Origin of the sequence: Yersinia sp. 22-579 (genome assembly GCF_030433455.1) — a bacterium.
Lineage (GTDB): Bacteria > Pseudomonadota > Gammaproteobacteria > Enterobacterales > Enterobacteriaceae > Yersinia > Yersinia enterocolitica.
This window is the reverse complement of sequence record NZ_JAUJTZ010000017.1, coordinates 80,677-100,695: the sequence shown is the minus strand read 5'-3', so window position 1 is coordinate 100,695 and position 20,019 is coordinate 80,677. Positions and strand designations below refer to the sequence as shown.

Sequence of the window (20,019 nt, the reverse complement as noted above, 5' to 3'; positions counted from 1 at the left end):
GCGTCGTGGACAGTCATTCCTCTCAACCATATATCACATAAACAAAAACCCCGCCGAAGCGGGGTCTTGCGGAATGAGTGGAGTTGACCGGTAAGCCGGGTTCTGTCGTGGACAGTCATTCCTCTAGGCCAGCAATCGCTCACTGGCTCAAGCAGCCTACCCGGGTTCAGTACGGGCCGTACCATGTGAACCCCTATTTGGCCTTGCTCCGGGTGGAGTTTACCGTGCCACGGACTGTTGCCAGCCGCGCGGTGCGCTCTTACCGCACCCTTTCACCCTTACCTGATCCCACTTGCGTGGGCCATCGGCGGTTTGCTCTCTGTTGCACTTGTCGTAGGCTTGCGCCTCCCAGGCGTTACCTGGCACCCTGCCCTATGGAGCCCGGACTTTCCTCCCCTTCACCTGTCTCCCCCGAAAGGGACGGCAGCGAAGCGGCGACTGTCTAGTCAACTCCGCGGCGGATTATAGTCACATTAGCGCTGGATGTCATCTTCCTGTTGCACTTGATCACCATCTAGCTGTTCAAGTGCGTACTTATAAAGCGCATTCTTTTTCACGCCGTGGATTTCAGCAGCCAGCGCGGCGGCTTTCTTCAGTGGCAGCTCTTTTTGCAACAGTGCCAAAGTACGTAAGGCGGCGGCAGGTAGTGCATCATCAACCTGCACTTTATGACCTTCGACTATCAGCACCATTTCGCCACGACGGCGGGTTTCTTCTTCCTGAACCCAAGCCAGTAACTCGCCAACCGGCGCGCCGTGGATAGACTCCCAGGTTTTGGTCAGTTCTCTGGCGAGTACCACATAGCGTTGTGGGCCAAGTACGGTTACCATGTCCTGTAAACTTTCCAACAAGCGGTGAGTTGATTCGTAGAAGATCAGTGTTCGAGGTTCCTCAATCAGCGCTTGCAGAGTATCCTTACGTCCTTTGGTTTTCGCTGGCAGGAAGCCTTCGTAGCAAAAACGATCTGAGGCAAGGCCCGCGGCGGAGAGTGCGGTAATCGCCGCGCAAGCGCCCGGTAATGGCACAACGCGGATGCCAGCTTCACGGCAACGGCGCACCAAATGGTAGCCCGGATCGTTAATAAGTGGCGTACCTGCATCGGAAACCAGCGCAATACTCTGGCCTTCTTGCAGTTTCGCCAGTAAATGATCGGCTTTTTGTTGTTCGTTATGGTCATGAAGTGCAAACAGGCGGGCGTTGATCGCGAAATGCTGTAACAGCAACCCTGTATGACGTGTATCTTCTGCCGCAATCAAATCAACGCCTTTCAGTACCTCTAACGCCCGGTGGGTAATATCCCCTAAATTACCGATGGGGGTAGGTACCACATAAAGCGTAGATGCAGAAATCACTGCTCGATCGTGTTGATTCATTGTTTCATCCGAATTACCGATTTAATATTGAGCATCTTGAAAAAAACATCACTGGATACAGTATGCTTTCCTCAACATTCGTTCGTTCCAAAGCAGGGCTTGTCCCTGTTGTTCTGGCTGCGTTGATACTGGCAGCTTGTTCAGGCAGAGCACCACAGACGCCGCCACCCACAAATATACAGGACGAAGCAAGCGCTAACTCTGACTATTATCTGCAACAGTTGCAACAGAGCAGTGATGATAACAAGGCTGACTGGCAATTACTCGCCATTCGTGCCCTGCTACGTGAAGGGAAACTCCCTCAAGCGGCAGAACAGCTCGGCACTCTGCCCGCCAATCTGAGTGACGCGCAACGTCAGGAGCAGCAATTACTGACAGCTGAGCTACTGGTAGCCCAGAAAAATAATCCTGCGGCTGCCGATATTCTGGGCAAGTTGGATGCAACACAGCTCTCAGCTAACCAACAGGTTCGCTTCTATCAGGCACAAATTGCCGCCAATCAGGGTAAAGCAACATTGCCGCTGATACGTGCCTTTATTGCTCAAGAACCCTTGCTAAAAGACAAAGCACATCAAGATAATATTGATGGCACCTGGCAAGCACTGGCGCAGCTCACACCACAAGAATTGAATAATATTGTCATTAATGCAGACGAAAACGTGCTGCAAGGCTGGCTGGATTTGCTGCATGTATATCAGGATAACAAGCAAGACCCTGATCTGCTGAAAGCCGGTATTAAAGATTGGCAAAACCGTTATCCACAAAATCCGGCGGCGAAAAACTTGCCAACGGCATTAACGCAGATCAGTAACTTCAGCCAGGCATCTACGGCAAAAATTGCCTTATTACTGCCATTAAGTGGCCCGGCACAAGTCTTTGCTGATGCCATCCAACAAGGTTTTACTGCGGCGCAAAATGGCTTGCCGGTAAATACCCCGGCTCCGGTGACTCCAGATGCAACGGCCACGACACCAACTGATGCCACTGCAACACCGGTGACTGATATTGCCACGCCAGCGCCAGTGGCACCCCCTGTTGCCACCAGTAATGCACAGGTAAAAGTCTACGATACCACTACTCAGCCAGTGGCTGCTTTGTTGGCACAAGCCCAGCAAGATGGTGCCACATTGGTTGTCGGCCCACTGCTGAAACCTGAAGTGGAACAACTGAGTGCGACACCCAGCACCCTGAATATTCTGGCGCTGAATCAGCCGGAAGTTAGCACTAACAGCCCGAATATCTGTTACTTCGCCCTGTCTCCAGAAGATGAAGCTCGCGATGCCGCGCATCATTTGTGGAGCCAGGAAAAGAGAATGCCATTGTTGCTAACCCCGCGTGGTGCCTTTGGCGATCGCGTTGCTAAAGCCTTCGCAGAAGAGTGGCAGAAACAAGGTGGGCAGACGGTATTGCAACAAAACTTCGGCTCTACTGCTGAGTTGAAACAAGCCATCAACAGTGGTGCAGGCATCCGCCTGACTGGCCAACCGGTGAGTGTTTCAAGCGCACCTGCCGCAGCACCTGCATCAGTCACCATTGCTGGCCTGACCATTCCTGCACCGCCGGTCGATGCACCAGTGGTCTCAACATCTGCCGGCGGTAATATTGATGCGGTGTATATCATTGCAACACCTGCCGAGTTGACACTGATTAAGCCGATGATTGATATGGCGACCAGCACACGCAGCAAACCAGCGCTGTTTGCCAGCTCCCGTAGCTATCAGGCAGGTGCTGGCCCGGATTACCGGCTGGAAATGGAAGGTATTCAGTTTAGTGATATCCCATTGATGGCAGGAGCGAATCCTGCGCTGATGCAGCAAGCGGCGGCCAAATTTGCCAACGACTATTCACTGGTACGGCTGTATGCCATGGGCATTGATGCATGGACATTATCGAATCATTTTGCTGAAATGCGCCAAATTCCTGGTTTCCAGGTGAGCGGAACTACCGGTGATTTAACCGCATCAGCCGATTGTGTTATCACCCGTAAATTGCCTTGGCTGCAATACCGTCAAGGCATGGTAGTACCGGCGGCGTAAAGTGATTCGGGTGACAAATCGGTCAGGAACCGATTTGAACGCTGTTTGCAGCGGCCTCACAGAGGCGAGGCCCATGGACGGGCCGAGTAACGAACGTAGCTAACAACCCTGCAACTTCAATTATAAAGAGTAGTCCCAAAGTCATTGGAGTTTGCAGGTAGGCAGCAAGTGAATGAATCCCGATGAGCTTACTCAGGTAAGTGATTCGGGTGAGTGAACGCAGCTAACAACCCTGCAACTTCAAGGACGAAGGGAATATGAGCCAAAGGGATACTGGCACACACTACGAAAACCAAGCCCGCCACTATCTTGAGCGGGCAGGTTTAGTGTTTAAGGCAGCAAATGTCACCTATCAAAATGGTGAAATTGACCTTATCATGCGCGATGGCGATACCTGGGTATTTGTTGAAGTACGCTTTCGTCGCAATGCACTATTCGGTGGCGCTGCCGCCAGTGTCACTTACAGCAAACAACAACGGCTACTCCGGGCCGCTACCATTTGGCTGGCGCAGCGAAACGCCTGTTTTGCCACTACACCGTGCCGTTTTGATGTTTTTGCCATCACTGGTAGCGAGCTAGAATGGCTGCCAAACGCCTTCAATGCGGATTGATGATTCCTCTCCGGTTTTGTACCGGAATTTTAAATATTAAGTGAGTTAAATCAACGTGCTGGATAGAATCAAAGGTTGCTTTACAGAAAGTATTCAAACCCAGATTGCCGCGGCTGAGGCACTGCCTGACGCCATATCCCGTGCAGCAATGACGTTGGTTCAGTCACTGCTCAACGGCAATAAAATTCTCTGCTGCGGTAATGGGACTTCTGCGGCTAACGCGCAACACTTTGCAGCCAGTATGATAAACCGTTTTGAAACAGAACGACCAAGCCTGCCTGCAATAGCATTGAATGCTGATAATGTTGTGCTGACAGCCATCGCCAATGACCGTTTGCATGATGAAGTCTATGCCAAACAGGTGCGTGCGCTGGGTCATGCCGGTGATGTTTTGCTCGCAATTTCCACTCGTGGCAATAGCCGTGATATTGTGAAGGCGGTCGAAGCAGCAGTCACCCGTGATATGACCATTGTTGCGCTTACAGGTTATGATGGTGGTGAACTGGCTGGCCTGTTAGGTCAGCAGGATGTGGAAATCCGCATACCTTCGCACCGTAGCGCCCGGGTTCAAGAATTACACATGCTGACAGTGAATTGCTTGTGTGACTTAATTGATAACACTCTATTTCCCCATCAGGACGATTAAAGGAGCACGAATGAAGGTTGGTTATATTTTTGCCATGCTATTCAGCGCCCTGCTATTACAAGGTTGTGTCGGTGCTGTCGTAGTTGGCAGTGCGGCCGTTGCAACTAAATCTGCCACAGACCCTCGTTCTGTCGGCACTCAGGTAGATGATGGCACACTTGAAGCCAGAGTCGTCAACGCGCTGAGCAAAGATCAGCAGATAAAGAGCCAAACACGTTTTGTTGTGACCGCTTATCAAGGGAAAGTTTTGCTGACCGGGCAATCGCCAACTGCTGAGCTGTCTAACCGTGCCAAGCAAATTGCGGCCGGTGTTGATGGTGCCACAGAAGTGTATAACGAGATGCGCCTGGGTAAACCGGTCGATCTGACCACTGCATCAATGGATACCTGGATTACCACCAAAGTCCGGTCACAGTTACTGACCGCAGACTCGGTTAAATCCTCCAATGTAAAAGTGACCACAGAGAATGGTGAAGTGTTCCTTTTGGGTCTGGTGACTCAGCAAGAAGGGCAATCAGCCGCTCAGATAGCCAGCCAGGTCAGTGGCGTTAAGCATGTAACCACTGCATTTACTATTGTAAAATAATCAATTAGTTAGAAAGAGAAATCCTATTATGGGCCGGGAGAAATCCAGGCCCATTTTTAGCTATCCAAAACATCAAGCCATTAATCTAAATCATTCGTCTGTATGAAGTCTTTCCCACCCAATTGCCGCATTTGGCGCAAAATCCACTGTTGACGGGAAATCACATAACCGGATGGCGCATTCACCTTAAAGCGCAGTGGATTGGGCAAAACTGCGGCTAATAGAGCGGCTTCTGATGCGCTCAATTTACTGGCCGGTTTATTGAAGAAATGGCGAGCCGCCGCTTCTACGCCAAAAATACCGTCACCAAACTCCGCAATATTCAGATAAACCGTCAGAATACGCCGCTTGGTCCACACCAACTCAATACCGGCGGTCAATCCGACTTCCAGCCCTTTGCGTACCCAGCTACGACCATCCCACAGGAACAGATTTTTGGCAGTTTGTTGCGATAAAGTCGAAGCACCGCGGATACGGTTTTGGTTGCGCTGATTATGGGCTAACGCTGACTCTATAGCTCCGACATCAAAGCCCCAATGCTCGGGGAATTTTTGATCTTCCGCAGCCATCACCGCCAGCGCCATGTAAGGTGAAATCTCATCCATCGGCACCCAATCAGAGTGTGCGACGTACGAAAAATCGCCGGTCAGCCAGGCACCGAGTTGCCTTTCAATCATGACCATGGAAAACGGAACCGGCAGGAAAGCAAAAATCAAAATACCGGCCAACCACAGGGCAACAATGCCAATGATAGCCCGTTTTCCCCAATACCAAAGCCAATTTAATCCACGGCGGACTGAAATCATTCGGTTAAATCCAGCACCTTCGCCACCAGCTTATCAATTCCTTTTGCTGCTTCAGAAATTGATGCCGCCAACATGTAAGCAGGTGTTGTGACCACTTTATTCTCTGCATCGACCACTACATCATCAGCGGGGCAAATAACATGCTCGCCCCCCATAATTTCAACCACCTCAATGGTATCGGGATCGTTACCAATTGTCAGACGAACAGGCTTACCCAATAGCTTCGGGAGCATAACGGGAGAAATACACATAAACCCAATTGGTTTATTCTCCTTATGCATTGATTGAATTAGCTTATATAAATCCGGATCAATGGCGCATTCAGAACTCTTAATAGCAAAATCGCTGAGGTTCTTTGCCGCACCAAAACCGCCAGGAACAATAAGGGCATCTAGTTGCTCTGAAGTGGCAGAGGAAAGCGGCTCAATCACGCCACGAGCAATGCGGGCGGACTCCACTAAAACGTTCCGCTGCTCGGTGGACTCTTCACCGGTAAGATGATTAATAACATGGAGTTGTGGCTTATCTGGTGCGAAGAATACGATACGTGCTCCAGCACGATCTAACGCCAATATAGTTAAGACAGACTCATGTATCTCTGTGCCATCGAAAACGCCACACCCGCTAAGCACTACACCGACTGTTTTCATCACACCTCTCCTTTTCTCACTCTGTCAATTGCTTAACTCGTTCTAGTGACAAAGACGTATCTCTATCACATATTTTAATGAATCTTGTAACAAGAGCGCTTACATTTGCTATGTTATTGCTTGTATGATGTATGGAAGAATCCTAACAACCTGCAAATCCACTCGAAATCGAAATTATTATATCCTAAATAATTCGAGTTACAGGAAGGCGGCAACTGAGCGAATCCCCAAGAGCTTACATCAGTAAGTGACTGGGGTGAACGAAGGCAGCCAACGCACATGCAACTTGAAGTATGACGGGTATTGCAGGTTGACGATTTCCCTGGTGTTGGCGCAGTATTCGCGCACCCCGGCCTCGGTCGGGGTTATTTTTTTTCAGCTTCAGCTGCCCACTCACGTAATACCTGAACATCATTACGCCATTCTGATTTTAATTCATCGACCCAATCTTGTACGTTGTCCCACCATGCTGGCAGTGTCGGGGTTTGAATTTGCTGTGCAAGTTGCTGGATATGGCGCAAGCCAACGGAACCGGCCGCCCCTTTAATTTTATGTGCTTCCTCCGTAATTCCTTTTTGATCTCGTGCCGTCATGTTTGAATCCAATACCGCCAAATAGCTCGGCATCATTTGTTCAAACATTTCCAGACTTTGATGAATTAATTGTGGACCAACCAAATCGATGTATTGTTCCAGCATGGCAGTATCAAGTAACGATTCATGGGTTTGCATCACAATGTGTTCCTGTTTTTTAGCGGCAGAAGAAGGCTTATGATCCCAGAATTGCTTAATCATGGCCGTGAGCGCGGGAACTGATAATGGCTTACTCAGCACATCATCCATCCCAGCATCTAAATATTCTTTTTTGTCTTTAAGCACGTTAGCCGTCAAGGCCACCAATGGCGGTAAGGATTGCTGCCCATAATCAGCCCTAATTTGGCGAGCGATATCCAACCCACTCATATCTGGCAATTGAATATCCAGCAGTACTAAATCAAAATCATCTGGTTTGAACATCGCCAGGGCGTCATGGCCATTCATCGCCACCTCGACACTGTTGCCCAGTTTTTCCAACACTGAGCGCGCAACAATGACATTCAGCTCGATATCCTCCACCAGCAATATGTGAAGAGCTGGGAGCGGGGTATCGTCGCCTAATGGTGCACTAGACGCGGCCTGCACGACAGGTGCTTTAATGGTCAGGGTAAAGCATGAACCGGCCCCTTGGATACTTTTCACCGTAATATCGCCGCCCATGCTCTGTGCCAGACGTTTAGACACCGCCAGCCCAATGCCGGTGCCGGTTGCCGGACGGCCGCCATTACTGTCTTTTACCTGATAATACATGGCGAAAATCTTGTCCTGCTCGTCTTCAGGGATCCCCATGCCGGAATCTTCCACTTCGAAAATCAAGCGGTCATTGCTTTCACGCCTAACCCGCACCACAATTTCACCTTGCTGGGTAAACTTCACTGCGTTGCCGATTAAGTTCCATAAAATCTGACGCAATCGGGTGCCATCGGTAATCACTTTCTCCGGCAATGGTAACTGCGGCTCCATAATGAACTTCAGCCCTTTCGGTTGCACCAACAGGCCAGAAAGGTTCTCTAAATCCGCCATAAAGCCAGTAAAATCAATTGGTTGATTATCAAGCTGAACTTTACGTCGCTCCAATTTATCCATCTCTATAATATCGTTGAAGATATTACCGAGAGTAATAGCACTGACATGGATGGTTTTCAGGTATTTTAGTTGTTCGCTGTCTAATTCGGTATCTAACAGGATACGGCTTAGGCCCACAATGCCATTAAGCGGCGTCCGCAGCTCATGGCTGATGGTTGAGATGAAAGTCGTCTTATCCCTACTGGCATTCTCCAGCGCATCCTGATAGCGCTTACGCTCAGTTATATCGCGCCCAAACCCCATCAACCCATGTCGTTTACCGACTCGGTCATAAAATGGCACTTTTCGCAATTCAAAACAGGCTTTACGCCCATCGGGATACACCAACCATTGCTCATAAGTCAGAGAAACGTTGTGACGGAAAACTTTCTCATCGGTTTCCATGACTTTTTCAGCGATGTCCGGCGCATAGACATCTTTAGGGGTCAAGCCGACCAACTGTTTCTCACTTTTGCCGGTCAATAGTTCCATCGCCCGGTTACAGCCGGAGAACTCATTGTCTTCGTTACGGTAATAAACCAAATCCGGTGAAGCATCCAAAAAAGAGCGCAATAAGGCCGACTGTTGCCCTAATTCTACCTGTGCCTGCTCACGGTGGCCCATCTCTTCTTTCAGTTTATCGACCACTTGCAGGTGAGCTTTCTCCGCTTTTTCACGTTCGACAATTTCCTGATTGAGTTGAGCAATGTTTTCCGTCAGTTGCTTATTCAGCTCCAAATCGCGATAACGCATCACTTCAAGCTTATCAACCAACCGGGATAAGCGCTGGCGCGACTCTTCCAGTTGCTCAACCACCACCGACAGGAAATACACGGCCCACGGGGTTATCAGCAAGCCAAAGAAAATGGAACGCACCAGATCGAGGGTTTCCACCGAGCCACTCAAGACGAATGTCACCGCCATCTGAACCACCATGGCCAGTAACACCAGCACAGATGCTAGCAGCAGTGAGAAGCGAACCAGCCCTAACTTAACCATTAAATCAACGTAGTACTGGGCTAATACCCTGATTTGCTTCATAGCAACCCCTGTCTGTGTTTATCTGATAAATCATACCGCAAAACTGGGCTGAGATAAGATGGCTTGCTTAGAAGTGTGGAAAAGATTGCAAATCACAATGAGAGATTGAGAAACAACGCGCAGTAGCCGATCACAGCGCAGAGGCCTGCCCGCCACGGGCCAGCATATAATTATTCAGCTCATTCATACCGGTCCAGCGATTTGCGCACCACAATGGCGCAAGTAGCGTTGGTCTGCGGGCGCTGGCAGAAATCCGGTGATAGACAATGTCAGCAGGAGTATGGCGAATCATTTCACCGGCGGTGAGCACATATTCATCCAGCGTCAACTCTGATAACCGCCCTGCTCGCCATGCTTTGGCCATAGTACTGCCCTCGACGATATGCAGTGGATGCAGTTTTATCCCATCAACGCCAGTGACCACCACTTTCTCCAGCGTTTCCATGCACTGCGCCTGCTCCTCACCGGGTAGGCCGACAATCAAATGGCAGCACACTTTTAACCCTCGGGCACGAGCGCGACGGGCTGTTTGTTGGTAGCAGGCAAAATCATGGCCACGGTTAATACGTTTGAGTGTTTTATCATTAGCGGTCTGTAACCCCAGCTCTAGCCAAACTTCATAACCTTGCTGGTGATAGCCACTTAATAAATCCAACACCGCGTCTGGCACACAATCAGGCCGGGTTCCCACACACAAGCCGACAATGTCAGCTTCAGCCAAAGCTTGCTCATACATCACCGCCAGCGCATTGACCTCTGCATAAGTACTGGTATAGGCCTGGAAGTAAGCCAGGTAGCGTTTTGCCCGATTGGCTTTTTTAGCTTGCTCCGCCAATTGCTGCGCAATGCCCTGTTGCTGCATTTGTTCATCTGCAAATGAAGCCACATTACAAAAAGTGCAGCCACCACGGCCAAGGGTTCCGTCACGATTAGGACAGCTAAACCCGCCGTGTAGCGTGAGTTTATGAATTTTTTCACCATAGCGGCGCTGTAAATCCGCACCAAACATATTGACTAATTGCTGCAACTGCATAATCTTGGCACTGCCTGTCAAAAAAGAGCTTTAGGCTACCCGCTAGCGATATAATTCGCGATGACAGAGATCAACTCCCAAGCCCTTGGGTGCAGCTGCGCATAACCATTCATTATAAATGCAAATAAAATCACTTGACCGATGATTAAATTTTCTTATTTCCACTCTGTTCTGAGTGCTTCTATTACAATTCAGTGAAAAATAGTGTTAAACACCAGAAAATACATAACATGCGGAATATTACTCTACAATCCCCGCCAGCACTAGCATGGTGCAGAGATTTGTCGATTGCACTATAGTGAGACAGCTCACACTTTAGCACCAACTTCATGAAGCATCGCGGCATGAAAAAATGCCAATAAATTCATATTTTTCATTGTCATAAACCTCTTTATTACCTTAAAGATAGTTCTTAAGCCTATATTTGACCTGAGTATTCTTTCTCGCTAAGTTGGAAGTCCGCTGGAAGCTTTCTAGACGGGCAAACGTCTAGTCATAATTATGCAGTAATTTAAGACTCCCTCTTAAAACAAGTCTTATACCACTTGTGAGAACCGTCACAAGAGGCCATTGCCGGAGGGCGGAAAAGCAGATTTGCCGCGAAATACGCGCCTGTCAGCCCAGCCCGCCTGATGTCGAGATGGCCTTCTGGAGTCGGTTTGTGAGAGTCTCGCAGAGCCTGGGGAGGTTCACTGATATGTTGTACGATAAATCCCTTGAGAGGGACAACTGTGGTTTCGGCCTAATCGCCCACATAGAAGGCGAACCTAGCCATAAGGTCGTGCGTACCGCAATACACGCACTGGCCCGCATGCAACACCGTGGCGCGATACTTGCTGATGGCAAGACCGGCGACGGTTGTGGCCTGCTATTACAAAAACCGGATCGTTTTTTCCGGATGGTCGCAGAAGAACGCGGATGGCGTTTGGCCAAAAACTATGCCGTCGGCATGATGTTTCTCAGTCAGGACGAAGAACTCGCCAAGGCAAGCCGCCGCATTGTAGAAGAAGAATTGCAAAACGAAACGCTGTCGATTATCGGCTGGCGTGAAGTGCCGACCAACCCAGATGTTCTTGGTGAAATCGCCCTCTCCTCCCTGCCTCGGATTGAACAAATTTTTGTGAACGCCCCTGCGGGCTGGCGTCCACGTGATATGGAACGTCGCCTGTTTGTGGCGCGTCGCCGTATTGAGAAACGCATTGCAAACGACAAAGATTTCTACGTTTGTAGTTTCTCAAACCTGGTCACGATCTATAAAGGCTTATGTATGCCTGCGGATCTGCCGCGTTTTTATCTTGATTTGGCTGATCTGCGCATGGAATCGGCTATCTGCCTGTTCCATCAGCGCTTCTCAACCAACACCGTGCCGCGCTGGCCACTGGCTCAACCATTCCGCTATCTGGCGCACAATGGCGAAATCAACACTATCGCCGGTAACCGCCAATGGGCGCGGGCACGCGCTTACAAATTCAAAACGCCATTAATCCCCGATTTGCAGGATGCGGCTCCTTTCGTCAATGAGACCGGCTCGGACTCCAGTTCACTGGATAACATGCTGGAGCTGTTCCTCAGTGGCGGGATGGACTTGATTCGTGCTATGCGTCTGTTAGTGCCACCGGCCTGGCAGAACAACCCGGATATGGATACCGACCTGCGCGCCTTCTTTGACTTCAACTCCATGCATATGGAGCCATGGGATGGCCCGGCCGGGATTGTGATGTCAGATGGCCGCTATGCTGCCTGTAACCTTGACCGTAATGGCCTGCGCCCGGCGCGCTATGTCATCACCAAAGATAAACTCATCACCTGCGCTTCTGAAGTCGGTATCTGGGATTACCAGCCCGATGAAGTGGTGGAGAAAGGCCGTGTTGGCCCCGGTGAACTGATGGTTATCGACACCCGCAGCGGCAAGATCCTGCATTCCGCCGAAACAGATAACGATCTGAAAAGCCGCCATCCGTATAAAGAGTGGATGGAGAAGAACGTTAAGCGCCTGGTGCCATTCGAAGATCTGCCAGAAGATCAGGTAGGTAGCCGCCAGTTAGATGACTCACAGCTCGAAACCTATCAAAAGCAATTCGGTTACAGCAGTGAAGAGCTGGATCAAGTCATCCGCGTGCTGGGTGAAATCGGTCAGGAAGCGACAGGTTCAATGGGTGATGACACCCCATTTGCCGTGCTTTCCAGCGGCCCGCGTATTATTTACGATTACTTCCGCCAGCAATTTGCGCAGGTCACCAACCCACCAATCGATCCGCTGCGTGAAGCACACGTGATGTCGCTGGCGACCAGTATTGGCCGTGAAATGAACGTGTTCTGCGAAGCTGAAGGTCAGGCGCACCGTCTGAGCTTTAAATCTCCGATTTTGCTGTTCTCTGACTTCCAGCAGTTAACCACGCTGGAAGGGGAACACTACCGCGCTGATCGGCTGGATCTCACCTTTGACCCCGCAGAAACTGATCTGGAACAAGCGGTTTTGGCCTTGTGCGAAGAGGCTGAACGCAAAGTACGTGATGGTGCCGTGATGCTGGTGCTATCAGACCGTGCTATTGCACCTAACCGCTTGCCGGTTCCGGCTCCTATGGCCGTTGGCGCGGTGCAGACTCGCCTGGTAGAAAAAAACCTGCGTTGCGATGCCAACATTATTGTTGAAACCGCCAGCGCCCGCGACCCACATCACTTCGCGGTATTGCTCGGTTTTGGTGCTACTGCGATTTACCCTTATTTAGCTTATGAATCACTGGCTAAATTGGTTGATACCCAAGCTATTGATAAGAAGTATCGCGATGTGATGCTGAACTATCGTAACGGTATCAATAAAGGGCTGTACAAAATCATGTCCAAAATGGGCATTTCAACCGTGGCATCATACCGTTGCGCCAAACTGTTTGAAGCCGTTGGCCTGCATCGTGACCTGACCAACCTGTGTTTCCAGGGCGTGGTTAGCCGCATCGGCGGAGCCAGTTTCAGTGATTTCCAACAGGATTTACAGAATCTGTCCAAACGTGCCTGGCTGAAACGCAAGCTACTGGATCAGGGCGGGTTACTGAAATTTGTCCACAACGGCGAATACCATGCGTATAACCCGGATGTGGTCAGCACCTTACAAACTGCGGTTCACAGCGGCGAATACAGTGATTATCAGGTTTACGCCAAACTGGTAAATGAGCGCCCGGTAGCCACGTTGCGCGATCTGCTGGCCATCAAACCGCAAGGCACCCCGATCCCAGTGGATCAGGTTGAACCGGCTGAATCTTTGTTTAAGCGCTTTGATACTGCAGCCATGTCTATCGGCGCACTCAGCCCGGAAGCCCATGAATCATTAGCCATCGCTATGAACAGCCTCGGCGGGTTCTCCAACTCCGGTGAAGGCGGCGAAGACCCAGCACGTTACGGCACCAATAAGGTGTCCCGTATCAAGCAGGTAGCATCAGGCCGTTTCGGTGTCACACCAGCGTATTTAGTAAATGCTGATGTTATCCAAATCAAAGTAGCGCAAGGTGCAAAACCGGGTGAAGGCGGCCAATTACCGGGTGATAAAGTCACGCCGTATATCGCCAAACTGCGTTATTCCGTGCCGGGTGTGACCTTGATTTCCCCACCACCGCACCATGATATTTATTCAATCGAAGACTTGGCACAGCTGATTTTCGACTTGAAACAGGTCAACCCGAAAGCAATGATTTCGGTGAAACTGGTTTCTGAACCCGGTGTTGGCACCATTGCAACCGGTGTGGCAAAAGCCTATGCCGACCTGATTACTATTGCAGGATACGACGGTGGTACCGGTGCCAGCCCGCTGTCCTCAGTGAAATATGCGGGTTGCCCGTGGGAACTGGGGCTGGTGGAAACACAACAAGCACTGGTTGCCAACGGCCTGCGCCATAAAATCCGCCTGCAAGTGGATGGTGGTCTAAAAACTGGTGTTGATATTGTTAAAGCAGCGATTCTGGGTGCAGAAAGCTTCGGTTTCGGTACTGGCCCTATGGTGGCACTGGGTTGTAAATACTTACGTATTTGCCACCTGAATAACTGCGCAACAGGTGTAGCAACCCAGGATGAAAAGCTGCGTCGTGACCATTACCACGGCTTACCTGAGCGTGTAGTGAACTACTTCCAGTTTATTGCCCGTGAAACCCGTGAAATCATGGCTGAGCTGGGTGTGAGCCAACTGGTTGATTTGATTGGCCGTACCGACATGCTGTTGGAACTTGATGGCATCTCAGCCAAACAAAACAAACTGGATCTGTCGCCAATGCTGAAAACAGCAACGCCACATCCAGGCAAAGCGCTGTATTGCACCGAAAATAATCCACCGTTCGATAAAGGCTTATTGAACAAAGAGTTGTTGGCGCAAGCCGAGCCGTATATTGAAGCCAAACAGAGCAAGACGTTTTACTTTGATATCCGCAACACCGACCGTTCCGTGGGTGCAGCGTTATCTGGCGCGATTGCCACCAAGCATGGCGACCAAGGGCTGGCAACCGATCCTATCAAAGCCTACTTCTCCGGTACTGCCGGTCAGAGCTTTGGGGTGTGGAATGCCGGTGGCGTTGAGCTGACCCTAACAGGCGATGCCAATGACTATGTCGGTAAAGGCATGGCCGGTGGCCGCATTGCGGTGCGCCCTCCTGTGGGTTCCAACTTCCGCAGCCACGAAGCCAGCATTGTCGGCAACACTTGTCTATATGGTGCCACTGGCGGCAAGTTGTTCGCTGCTGGTCGTGCCGGTGAGCGTTTCGCGGTACGTAACTCCGGGGCGATTACCGTCGTGGAAGGTATCGGCGATAACGGTTGTGAATATATGACTGGTGGGATTGTTTGCGTACTGGGCCGTACCGGAATTAACTTCGGTGCCGGTATGACCGGTGGTTTCGCTTATGTCCTTGATGAAGATGGTGAATTCCGTAAACGTGTTAACCCTGAGCTGGTTGAGGTTCTGGATGTTGATCAATTGGCAATCCATGAAGAGCATCTGCGCGGCCTGATCACTGAGCATGTGCAGTTGACGGGTTCTAGCCGTGGTGAAGAAATTCTGGCTAACTGGCCGGAATGGGTGACCAAGTTTGCTTTGGTTAAACCGAAATCCAGCGATGTGAAAGCACTGTTGGGCCACCGTAGCCGTTCCGCAGCTGAGCTGCGGGTTCAAGCGCAGTAAGGGGTTGAAATGAGTCAGAATGTTTATCAGTTTATCGACCTACAGCGCGTAGATCCGCCGAAAAAGCCGCTGAAGATCCGTAAAATTGAATTTGTTGAGATTTACGAGCCATTCTCGGAAACACAGGCTAAAGCACAGGCAGACCGCTGTTTGTCGTGCGGTAACCCCTATTGCGAATGGAAATGCCCGGTGCATAACTACATCCCTAACTGGCTGAAACTGGCCAACGAAGGGCGAATTATGGAAGCCGCGGATCTTGCCCATCAAACCAATAGCTTGCCAGAAGTTTGTGGCCGCGTATGCCCGCAAGACCGCTTGTGTGAAGGGTCTTGTACTCTGAATGACGAGTTCGGCGCGGTGACCATCGGTAATATCGAGCGCTATATCAGTGACAAAGCCATTGAGATGGGCTGGAAACCTGATATGTCTCATGTTCACCCGACCGGTAAACGTGTGGCGGTGATTGGGGCTGGCCCTGCCGGGCTGGCCTGTGCCGATGTACTGGCGCGTAACGGTGTACAAGCGGTGGTGTTTGACCGTCATCCAGAAATTGGTGGTTTGCTGACCTTTGGTATTCCGGCCTTTAAGCTGGAAAAAGAAGTGATGATTAAGCGCCGCAAAATCTTCTCCGAGATGGGTATTGAATTCCAATTAAATACCGAAGTCGGCAAAGACATCACTATGGATGCGCTGTTGCAAGAGTATGACGCAGTGTTCCTCGGTGTGGGTACTTACCAATCCATGCGGGGTGGCCTGGAGAACGAAGATGCATCTGGAGTATATGATGCGCTACCATTCCTGATCGCCAATACCAAGCAGCTGATGGGTTACGATGCTGCACCTCACGAACCTTATATCAATATGCAAGGTAAACGTGTCGTGGTGCTGGGTGGTGGTGATACCGCGATGGACTGTGTACGTTCCTCCATTCGCCAAGGGGCAACTGACGTCGTTTGCGCCTACCGCCGTGATGAAGCCAACATGCCGGGTTCCAAGCGGGAAGTGAAAAATGCGCGTGAGGAAGGCGTTGAATTTAAATTCAACCTGCAACCTTTGAGTATCGAAGTGAACAGTAACGGCAAAGTCTGTGGTGTGAAGATGGTTCGAACCCAACTGGGTGCGCCAGATGCACAGGGGCGTCGCATGGCTGAGCAGATCCCAGGCTCAGAACATGTTCTGCCAGCAGATGCTGTGGTTATGGCATTTGGCTTCCGCCCGCACAGCATGGAATGGCTGGCCGCTCATGACGTAGCATTGGATAAACAAGGCCGTGTTGTGGCACCAGAGCGCACTGATAATGCCTTCCAGACCAGCAACCCAAAAATCTTTGCCGGTGGTGATATTGTTCGTGGCTCTGATTTAGTCGTGACCGCCATTGCTGAAGGCCGCAAAGCAGCAGAAGGCATCATGAATTATTTGGAAGTCTGATACCAAAGCTCCTGCCATATACATCCAAAAACATCGAGGGCTGGTTATCCAGCCCTCAGACTGCTGACAAACCTCGATAACTCGATCTTGCAAGGTGAAGGCAGGTAGAAGAGTAAAGCGTCCGCGCCAAGGATGGCGCGGGTCGAGCCCCCAGGGATGGGTTTACGGCGTCTTTACGATCTGCCTGTTTTCACCGTTACGGGCACTTTGTCATTAACCTCAGGGCTGGTTATCCAGCCCTTTTTATTGTGTTTTTTTCGCGCGCAACGTCATTCACTCAAGATTTTGTAACAATCTCAGCCCGCCTTATTTGCAGCATTTTGACCATGAAGCGCTATAGTAAGGGCCGAGTTTAGATTTATTTATACTTTATGGGCCAACACTTCCCGGCCCGACACAGCTATTTTCTTATACACATTGTTACGCCTTGTTTTAAAGAAAGGATCATCTGTTATGAAATCTCACTTACTTTTCATTGCTGGCGGTTTGCTGGCTATCAGCGGCAGCGCATTAGCAATGTCACTTAATTATCAAGAAGTTGGTTATAATATTGAGGCTCGAGGTGCTCGGGCTGTGGTGGCGGAACTGGCAAAAGCGGGGCAGTTACCTGCGGTCGAGAATAATATCAAGCTGGGTGATGATAACTGGATTGCCATGGCCCCTAAACTGGCCGATGGTGGTAATGCGAGTTTCACTGCGGGAATAAAATCAGCCCTCTCTTCGGCGCTAATTTATAATCCAGCCGCAGTACTAAAAGCAGTAAGTGACAGCAAAACACTCACATTATCAGAGATTTGTACTGCACCAGCCGATGCTAAAGACAGTGCTGCAAAAGCCAGCTTTCAACAGCGCGCCACTCATACTCTGTCAACTATCAGAAATAGTGACATGATGAGCCAGCGTGATAGCTGCCTGGCAGAATTGAAAAAGTTATCTTAATGGTAATGGTGCAATATAAATAATTAGGGCGGCCAAAGCCGCCCCGATTGTTTGTCCAAAAAACAGTCTATTTGCCCGAGAAATGAAGGCGACTACTTAACGACGCGTAACGCTGGACGACCACCACTGCGTGGCGGTTGCGGCGGCTCATCATCTGGTGAGTTACCCTCACCCTGCGGGGCTTGAGTATCGTCCGTTACCAACATCAAATTTTCTGTCGGTGTAGTCTCGTCATCTTCCTCTTCCATGCCGACAAAATTACCATCAGCATCAGAATCGTAAGCTTCTTCAGGTTCAAACATAGTGCCAGAACCATTTTCACGCGCATAGATTGCCATCACCGCCCCCATAGGGACAGTAACTTGACAGGGAATACCGCCAAAACGGGCATTGAAACTCACACCTTCATTACCCAATTCCAGATTAGCCACGGCACGCGGCGCCACATTCAATACAATTTGCCCATCACGGGCGAACTCCATTGGCACCGAGACACCCGGCCGGGTGACATCCACAACCAGATGTGGAGTCAGTTGATTATCAATCAACCACTCATAGAATGCGCGCAACAGGTAAGGACGGCGCGGAGACATATCAGACGTCGCCATAAAAATTAACCCCGGGTTTGCAGGCGCATTTCACGTTCAGCTTCAGTCAGAGAAGCCAGGAATGCATCACGCTCAAACACTCGAGTCATATAGCCTTTCAGCTCTTTAGAACCCGCACCGGTGAATTCAATGCCTAATTCTGGCAAACGCCACAGCAACGGAGCCAGGTAGCAATCAACCAGACTGAACTCTTCGCTCATGAAGTAAGGTGTTTCATTAAACACTGGAGCGATAGACAATAGTTCTTCACGCAACTGTTTACGTGCAGCTTCTGCTTCCTGTGCATTACCTTGCTCGATTTTGTGCAGCAGGGAATACCAGTCATGCTCAATACGGTGCATCATCAAGCGGCTGCTACCACGAGCAACAGGGTATACCGGCATCAATGGTGGGTGAGGAAAACGCTCATCCAAATATTCCATGATGATACGGGATTCATACAGAGTCAGCTCACGGTCGACCAAAGTAGGAACTGTACGGTAAGGATTGAGGTCAATCAGGTCCTGCGGCAGATTATCAGCTTCAACCTGCTCAATCTCAACACTGACACCTTTCTCCGCCAGTACGATACGTACTTGATGGCTAAAAATGTCGGTCGGGCCGGAAAACAGCGTCATTACCGAACGTTTGTTGGCAGCGACAGCCATGAAAACCTCCAAGATTATCTAGAAAACAATGCGAATAGCCCACGGTGACGTTGCTATCCTGAGTCGTTTTACCGCCGGTTCGCAATCAAGGTAGTTGCTGCCGTAAATAAGCCTTGGTCGAGAGAATAATTCAGCCAGGGAGATACACGGACGCCAACAGTTCGCCGAACAGGCACAAAAGTGGGTGATAGTTTACCAGATTTTGCATGTTTTGTGGGGATGCTGCTGCGATTTCATCAACAATTGTCTATCAGACAACAGCTTAGCGGTAAAAATATAATGAATAAAATGGTGGAAGTGTGTTTTTCAGCTATTTATTTTGTTTTACATCAATAAAAAAACCCGGTGAGACACCGGGTTTTTACCATTAATCTGCTGCCATAACGGCAAAAAATTAACGCTTGGAGAACTGTGGACGACGACGTGCTTTACGCAGACCCACTTTCTTACGCTCAACTTCACGCGCATCACGCGTTACGAAGCCAGCTTTACGCAGTTCACCACGTAGAGACTCGTCATATTCCATCAGTGCACGGGTGATACCGTGACGGATAGCACCAGCCTGACCAGAAATACCACCACCTTTAACAGTGATGTACATGTCAAACTTGCTAACCATATCCAGCAGTACTAGCGGTTGCATAACAACCATACGGCCAGTTTCGCGACCGAAGTACTCTTCGATGCTACGTTGGTTAATGACGATATTACCGCTGCCCGGCTTAAGAAAAACGCGTGCAGCAGAACTTTTGCGGCGACCAGTGCCGTAGTATTGATTTTCAGCCATTGCCATAAT

Annotated in this window: 15 protein-coding genes, 1 other RNA gene and 1 pseudogene; 8 read left to right on the top strand and 9 right to left on the bottom strand. The window is 50.0% G+C overall.

Features of this window, described 5'->3' with window-relative positions; all coding sequences use genetic code 11:
* Positions 1-75 precede the first annotated feature (75 nt).
* Positions 76-454, bottom strand: an RNA gene (rnpB, locus tag QSV56_RS18660) — RNase P RNA component class A.
* A gap of 19 nt (positions 455-473) precedes the next feature.
* Entirely contained in the window at positions 474-1,373 is a 900-nt protein-coding gene (gene rsmI, locus QSV56_RS18655; protein WP_011817252.1) for a 16S rRNA (cytidine(1402)-2'-O)-methyltransferase, read from the bottom strand.
* Positions 1,374-1,435: 62 nt separating this feature from the next.
* On the opposite strand from rsmI, the gene QSV56_RS18650 reads away from it, so the two are divergent.
* The 4 genes from QSV56_RS18650 to dolP all read left to right on the top strand — a co-directional run bounded on the left by QSV56_RS18650 (position 1,436) and on the right by dolP (position 5,252).
* Positions 1,436-3,409, top strand: coding sequence for a penicillin-binding protein activator (locus QSV56_RS18650; protein ID WP_046050184.1), 1,974 nt, complete (start codon positions 1,436-1,438; stop codon positions 3,407-3,409).
* A 257-nt stretch (positions 3,410-3,666) separates the two neighbouring features.
* Positions 3,667-4,020 carry a YraN family protein gene (locus QSV56_RS18645; RefSeq protein WP_019080032.1) on the top strand — a complete coding sequence of 118 codons (354 nt, stop codon included), beginning with the start codon at positions 3,667-3,669 and terminating at the stop codon, positions 4,018-4,020.
* Positions 4,021-4,075: 55 nt separating this feature from the next.
* Complete coding sequence (gene diaA / locus QSV56_RS18640; protein ID WP_004710884.1) at positions 4,076-4,666, top strand: DnaA initiator-associating protein DiaA; 591 nt, start codon at positions 4,076-4,078, stop codon at positions 4,664-4,666.
* A gap of 10 nt (positions 4,667-4,676) precedes the next feature.
* Complete coding sequence (gene dolP / locus QSV56_RS18635; protein WP_005166550.1) at positions 4,677-5,252, top strand: division/outer membrane stress-associated lipid-binding lipoprotein; 576 nt, start codon at positions 4,677-4,679, stop codon at positions 5,250-5,252.
* Positions 5,253-5,332: 80 nt separating this feature from the next.
* Here dolP and mtgA read toward each other — a convergent pair whose 3' ends face one another.
* From mtgA to QSV56_RS18615, 4 genes are all read right to left on the bottom strand, one after another.
* Positions 5,333-6,058 (bottom strand): monofunctional biosynthetic peptidoglycan transglycosylase, encoded by a 726-nt coding sequence (mtgA, locus tag QSV56_RS18630; RefSeq protein WP_046050183.1) that lies wholly within the window; start codon positions 6,056-6,058, stop codon positions 5,333-5,335.
* Positions 6,055-6,708, bottom strand: a complete 654-nt coding sequence (gene elbB / locus QSV56_RS18625) for an isoprenoid biosynthesis glyoxalase ElbB (protein WP_046050182.1) — start codon at positions 6,706-6,708, stop codon at positions 6,055-6,057. Before elbB ends, mtgA begins: the two co-directional genes overlap by 4 nt.
* A gap of 365 nt (positions 6,709-7,073) precedes the next feature.
* A complete protein-coding gene (arcB, locus tag QSV56_RS18620; protein ID WP_026017906.1) occupies positions 7,074-9,410 on the bottom strand; it encodes an aerobic respiration two-component sensor histidine kinase ArcB in 2,337 nt (778 codons plus the stop codon).
* A gap of 130 nt (positions 9,411-9,540) precedes the next feature.
* Complete coding sequence (locus tag QSV56_RS18615; protein ID WP_046694486.1) at positions 9,541-10,443, bottom strand: TIGR01212 family radical SAM protein; 903 nt, start codon at positions 10,441-10,443, stop codon at positions 9,541-9,543.
* A 697-nt stretch (positions 10,444-11,140) separates the two neighbouring features.
* Here QSV56_RS18615 and gltB point away from each other — a divergent pair.
* The 4 genes and pseudogenes from gltB to QSV56_RS18600 all read left to right on the top strand — a co-directional run bounded on the left by gltB (position 11,141) and on the right by QSV56_RS18600 (position 17,968).
* On the top strand, positions 11,141-15,601 hold the full coding sequence (gene gltB, locus QSV56_RS18610) for a glutamate synthase large subunit (RefSeq protein WP_301213245.1): 4,461 nt from the start codon (positions 11,141-11,143) through the stop codon (positions 15,599-15,601).
* 9 nt (positions 15,602-15,610) lie between these two features.
* Positions 15,611-17,029, top strand: a complete 1,419-nt coding sequence (locus QSV56_RS18605) for a glutamate synthase small subunit (RefSeq protein ID WP_019082232.1) — start codon at positions 15,611-15,613, stop codon at positions 17,027-17,029.
* Positions 17,030-17,184: 155 nt separating this feature from the next.
* Positions 17,185-17,250, top strand: a pseudogene (locus QSV56_RS21995) (gluconate 5-dehydrogenase); the annotation flags it as partial.
* Between the two features lie 232 nt (positions 17,251-17,482).
* The gene (locus QSV56_RS18600; RefSeq protein WP_019082231.1) at positions 17,483-17,968 is read left to right on the top strand and encodes a hypothetical protein; all 486 of its coding nucleotides are present in this window, start codon (positions 17,483-17,485) and stop codon (positions 17,966-17,968) included.
* 92 nt (positions 17,969-18,060) lie between these two features.
* Here QSV56_RS18600 and sspB read toward each other — a convergent pair whose 3' ends face one another.
* The 3 genes from sspB to rpsI all read right to left on the bottom strand — a co-directional run bounded on the left by sspB (position 18,061) and on the right by rpsI (position 20,010).
* Positions 18,061-18,576: a ClpXP protease specificity-enhancing factor gene (gene sspB, locus QSV56_RS18595; RefSeq protein ID WP_019080039.1), complete on the bottom strand. Its 516-nt coding sequence runs from the start codon at positions 18,574-18,576 to the stop codon at positions 18,061-18,063.
* 5 nt (positions 18,577-18,581) lie between these two features.
* Positions 18,582-19,223, bottom strand: a complete 642-nt coding sequence (sspA, locus tag QSV56_RS18590) for a stringent starvation protein SspA (protein WP_046050178.1) — start codon at positions 19,221-19,223, stop codon at positions 18,582-18,584.
* Between the two features lie 394 nt (positions 19,224-19,617).
* A complete protein-coding gene (rpsI, locus tag QSV56_RS18585; RefSeq protein ID WP_019080041.1) occupies positions 19,618-20,010 on the bottom strand; it encodes a 30S ribosomal protein S9 in 393 nt (130 codons plus the stop codon).
* Positions 20,011-20,019: the final 9 nt, after the last annotated feature.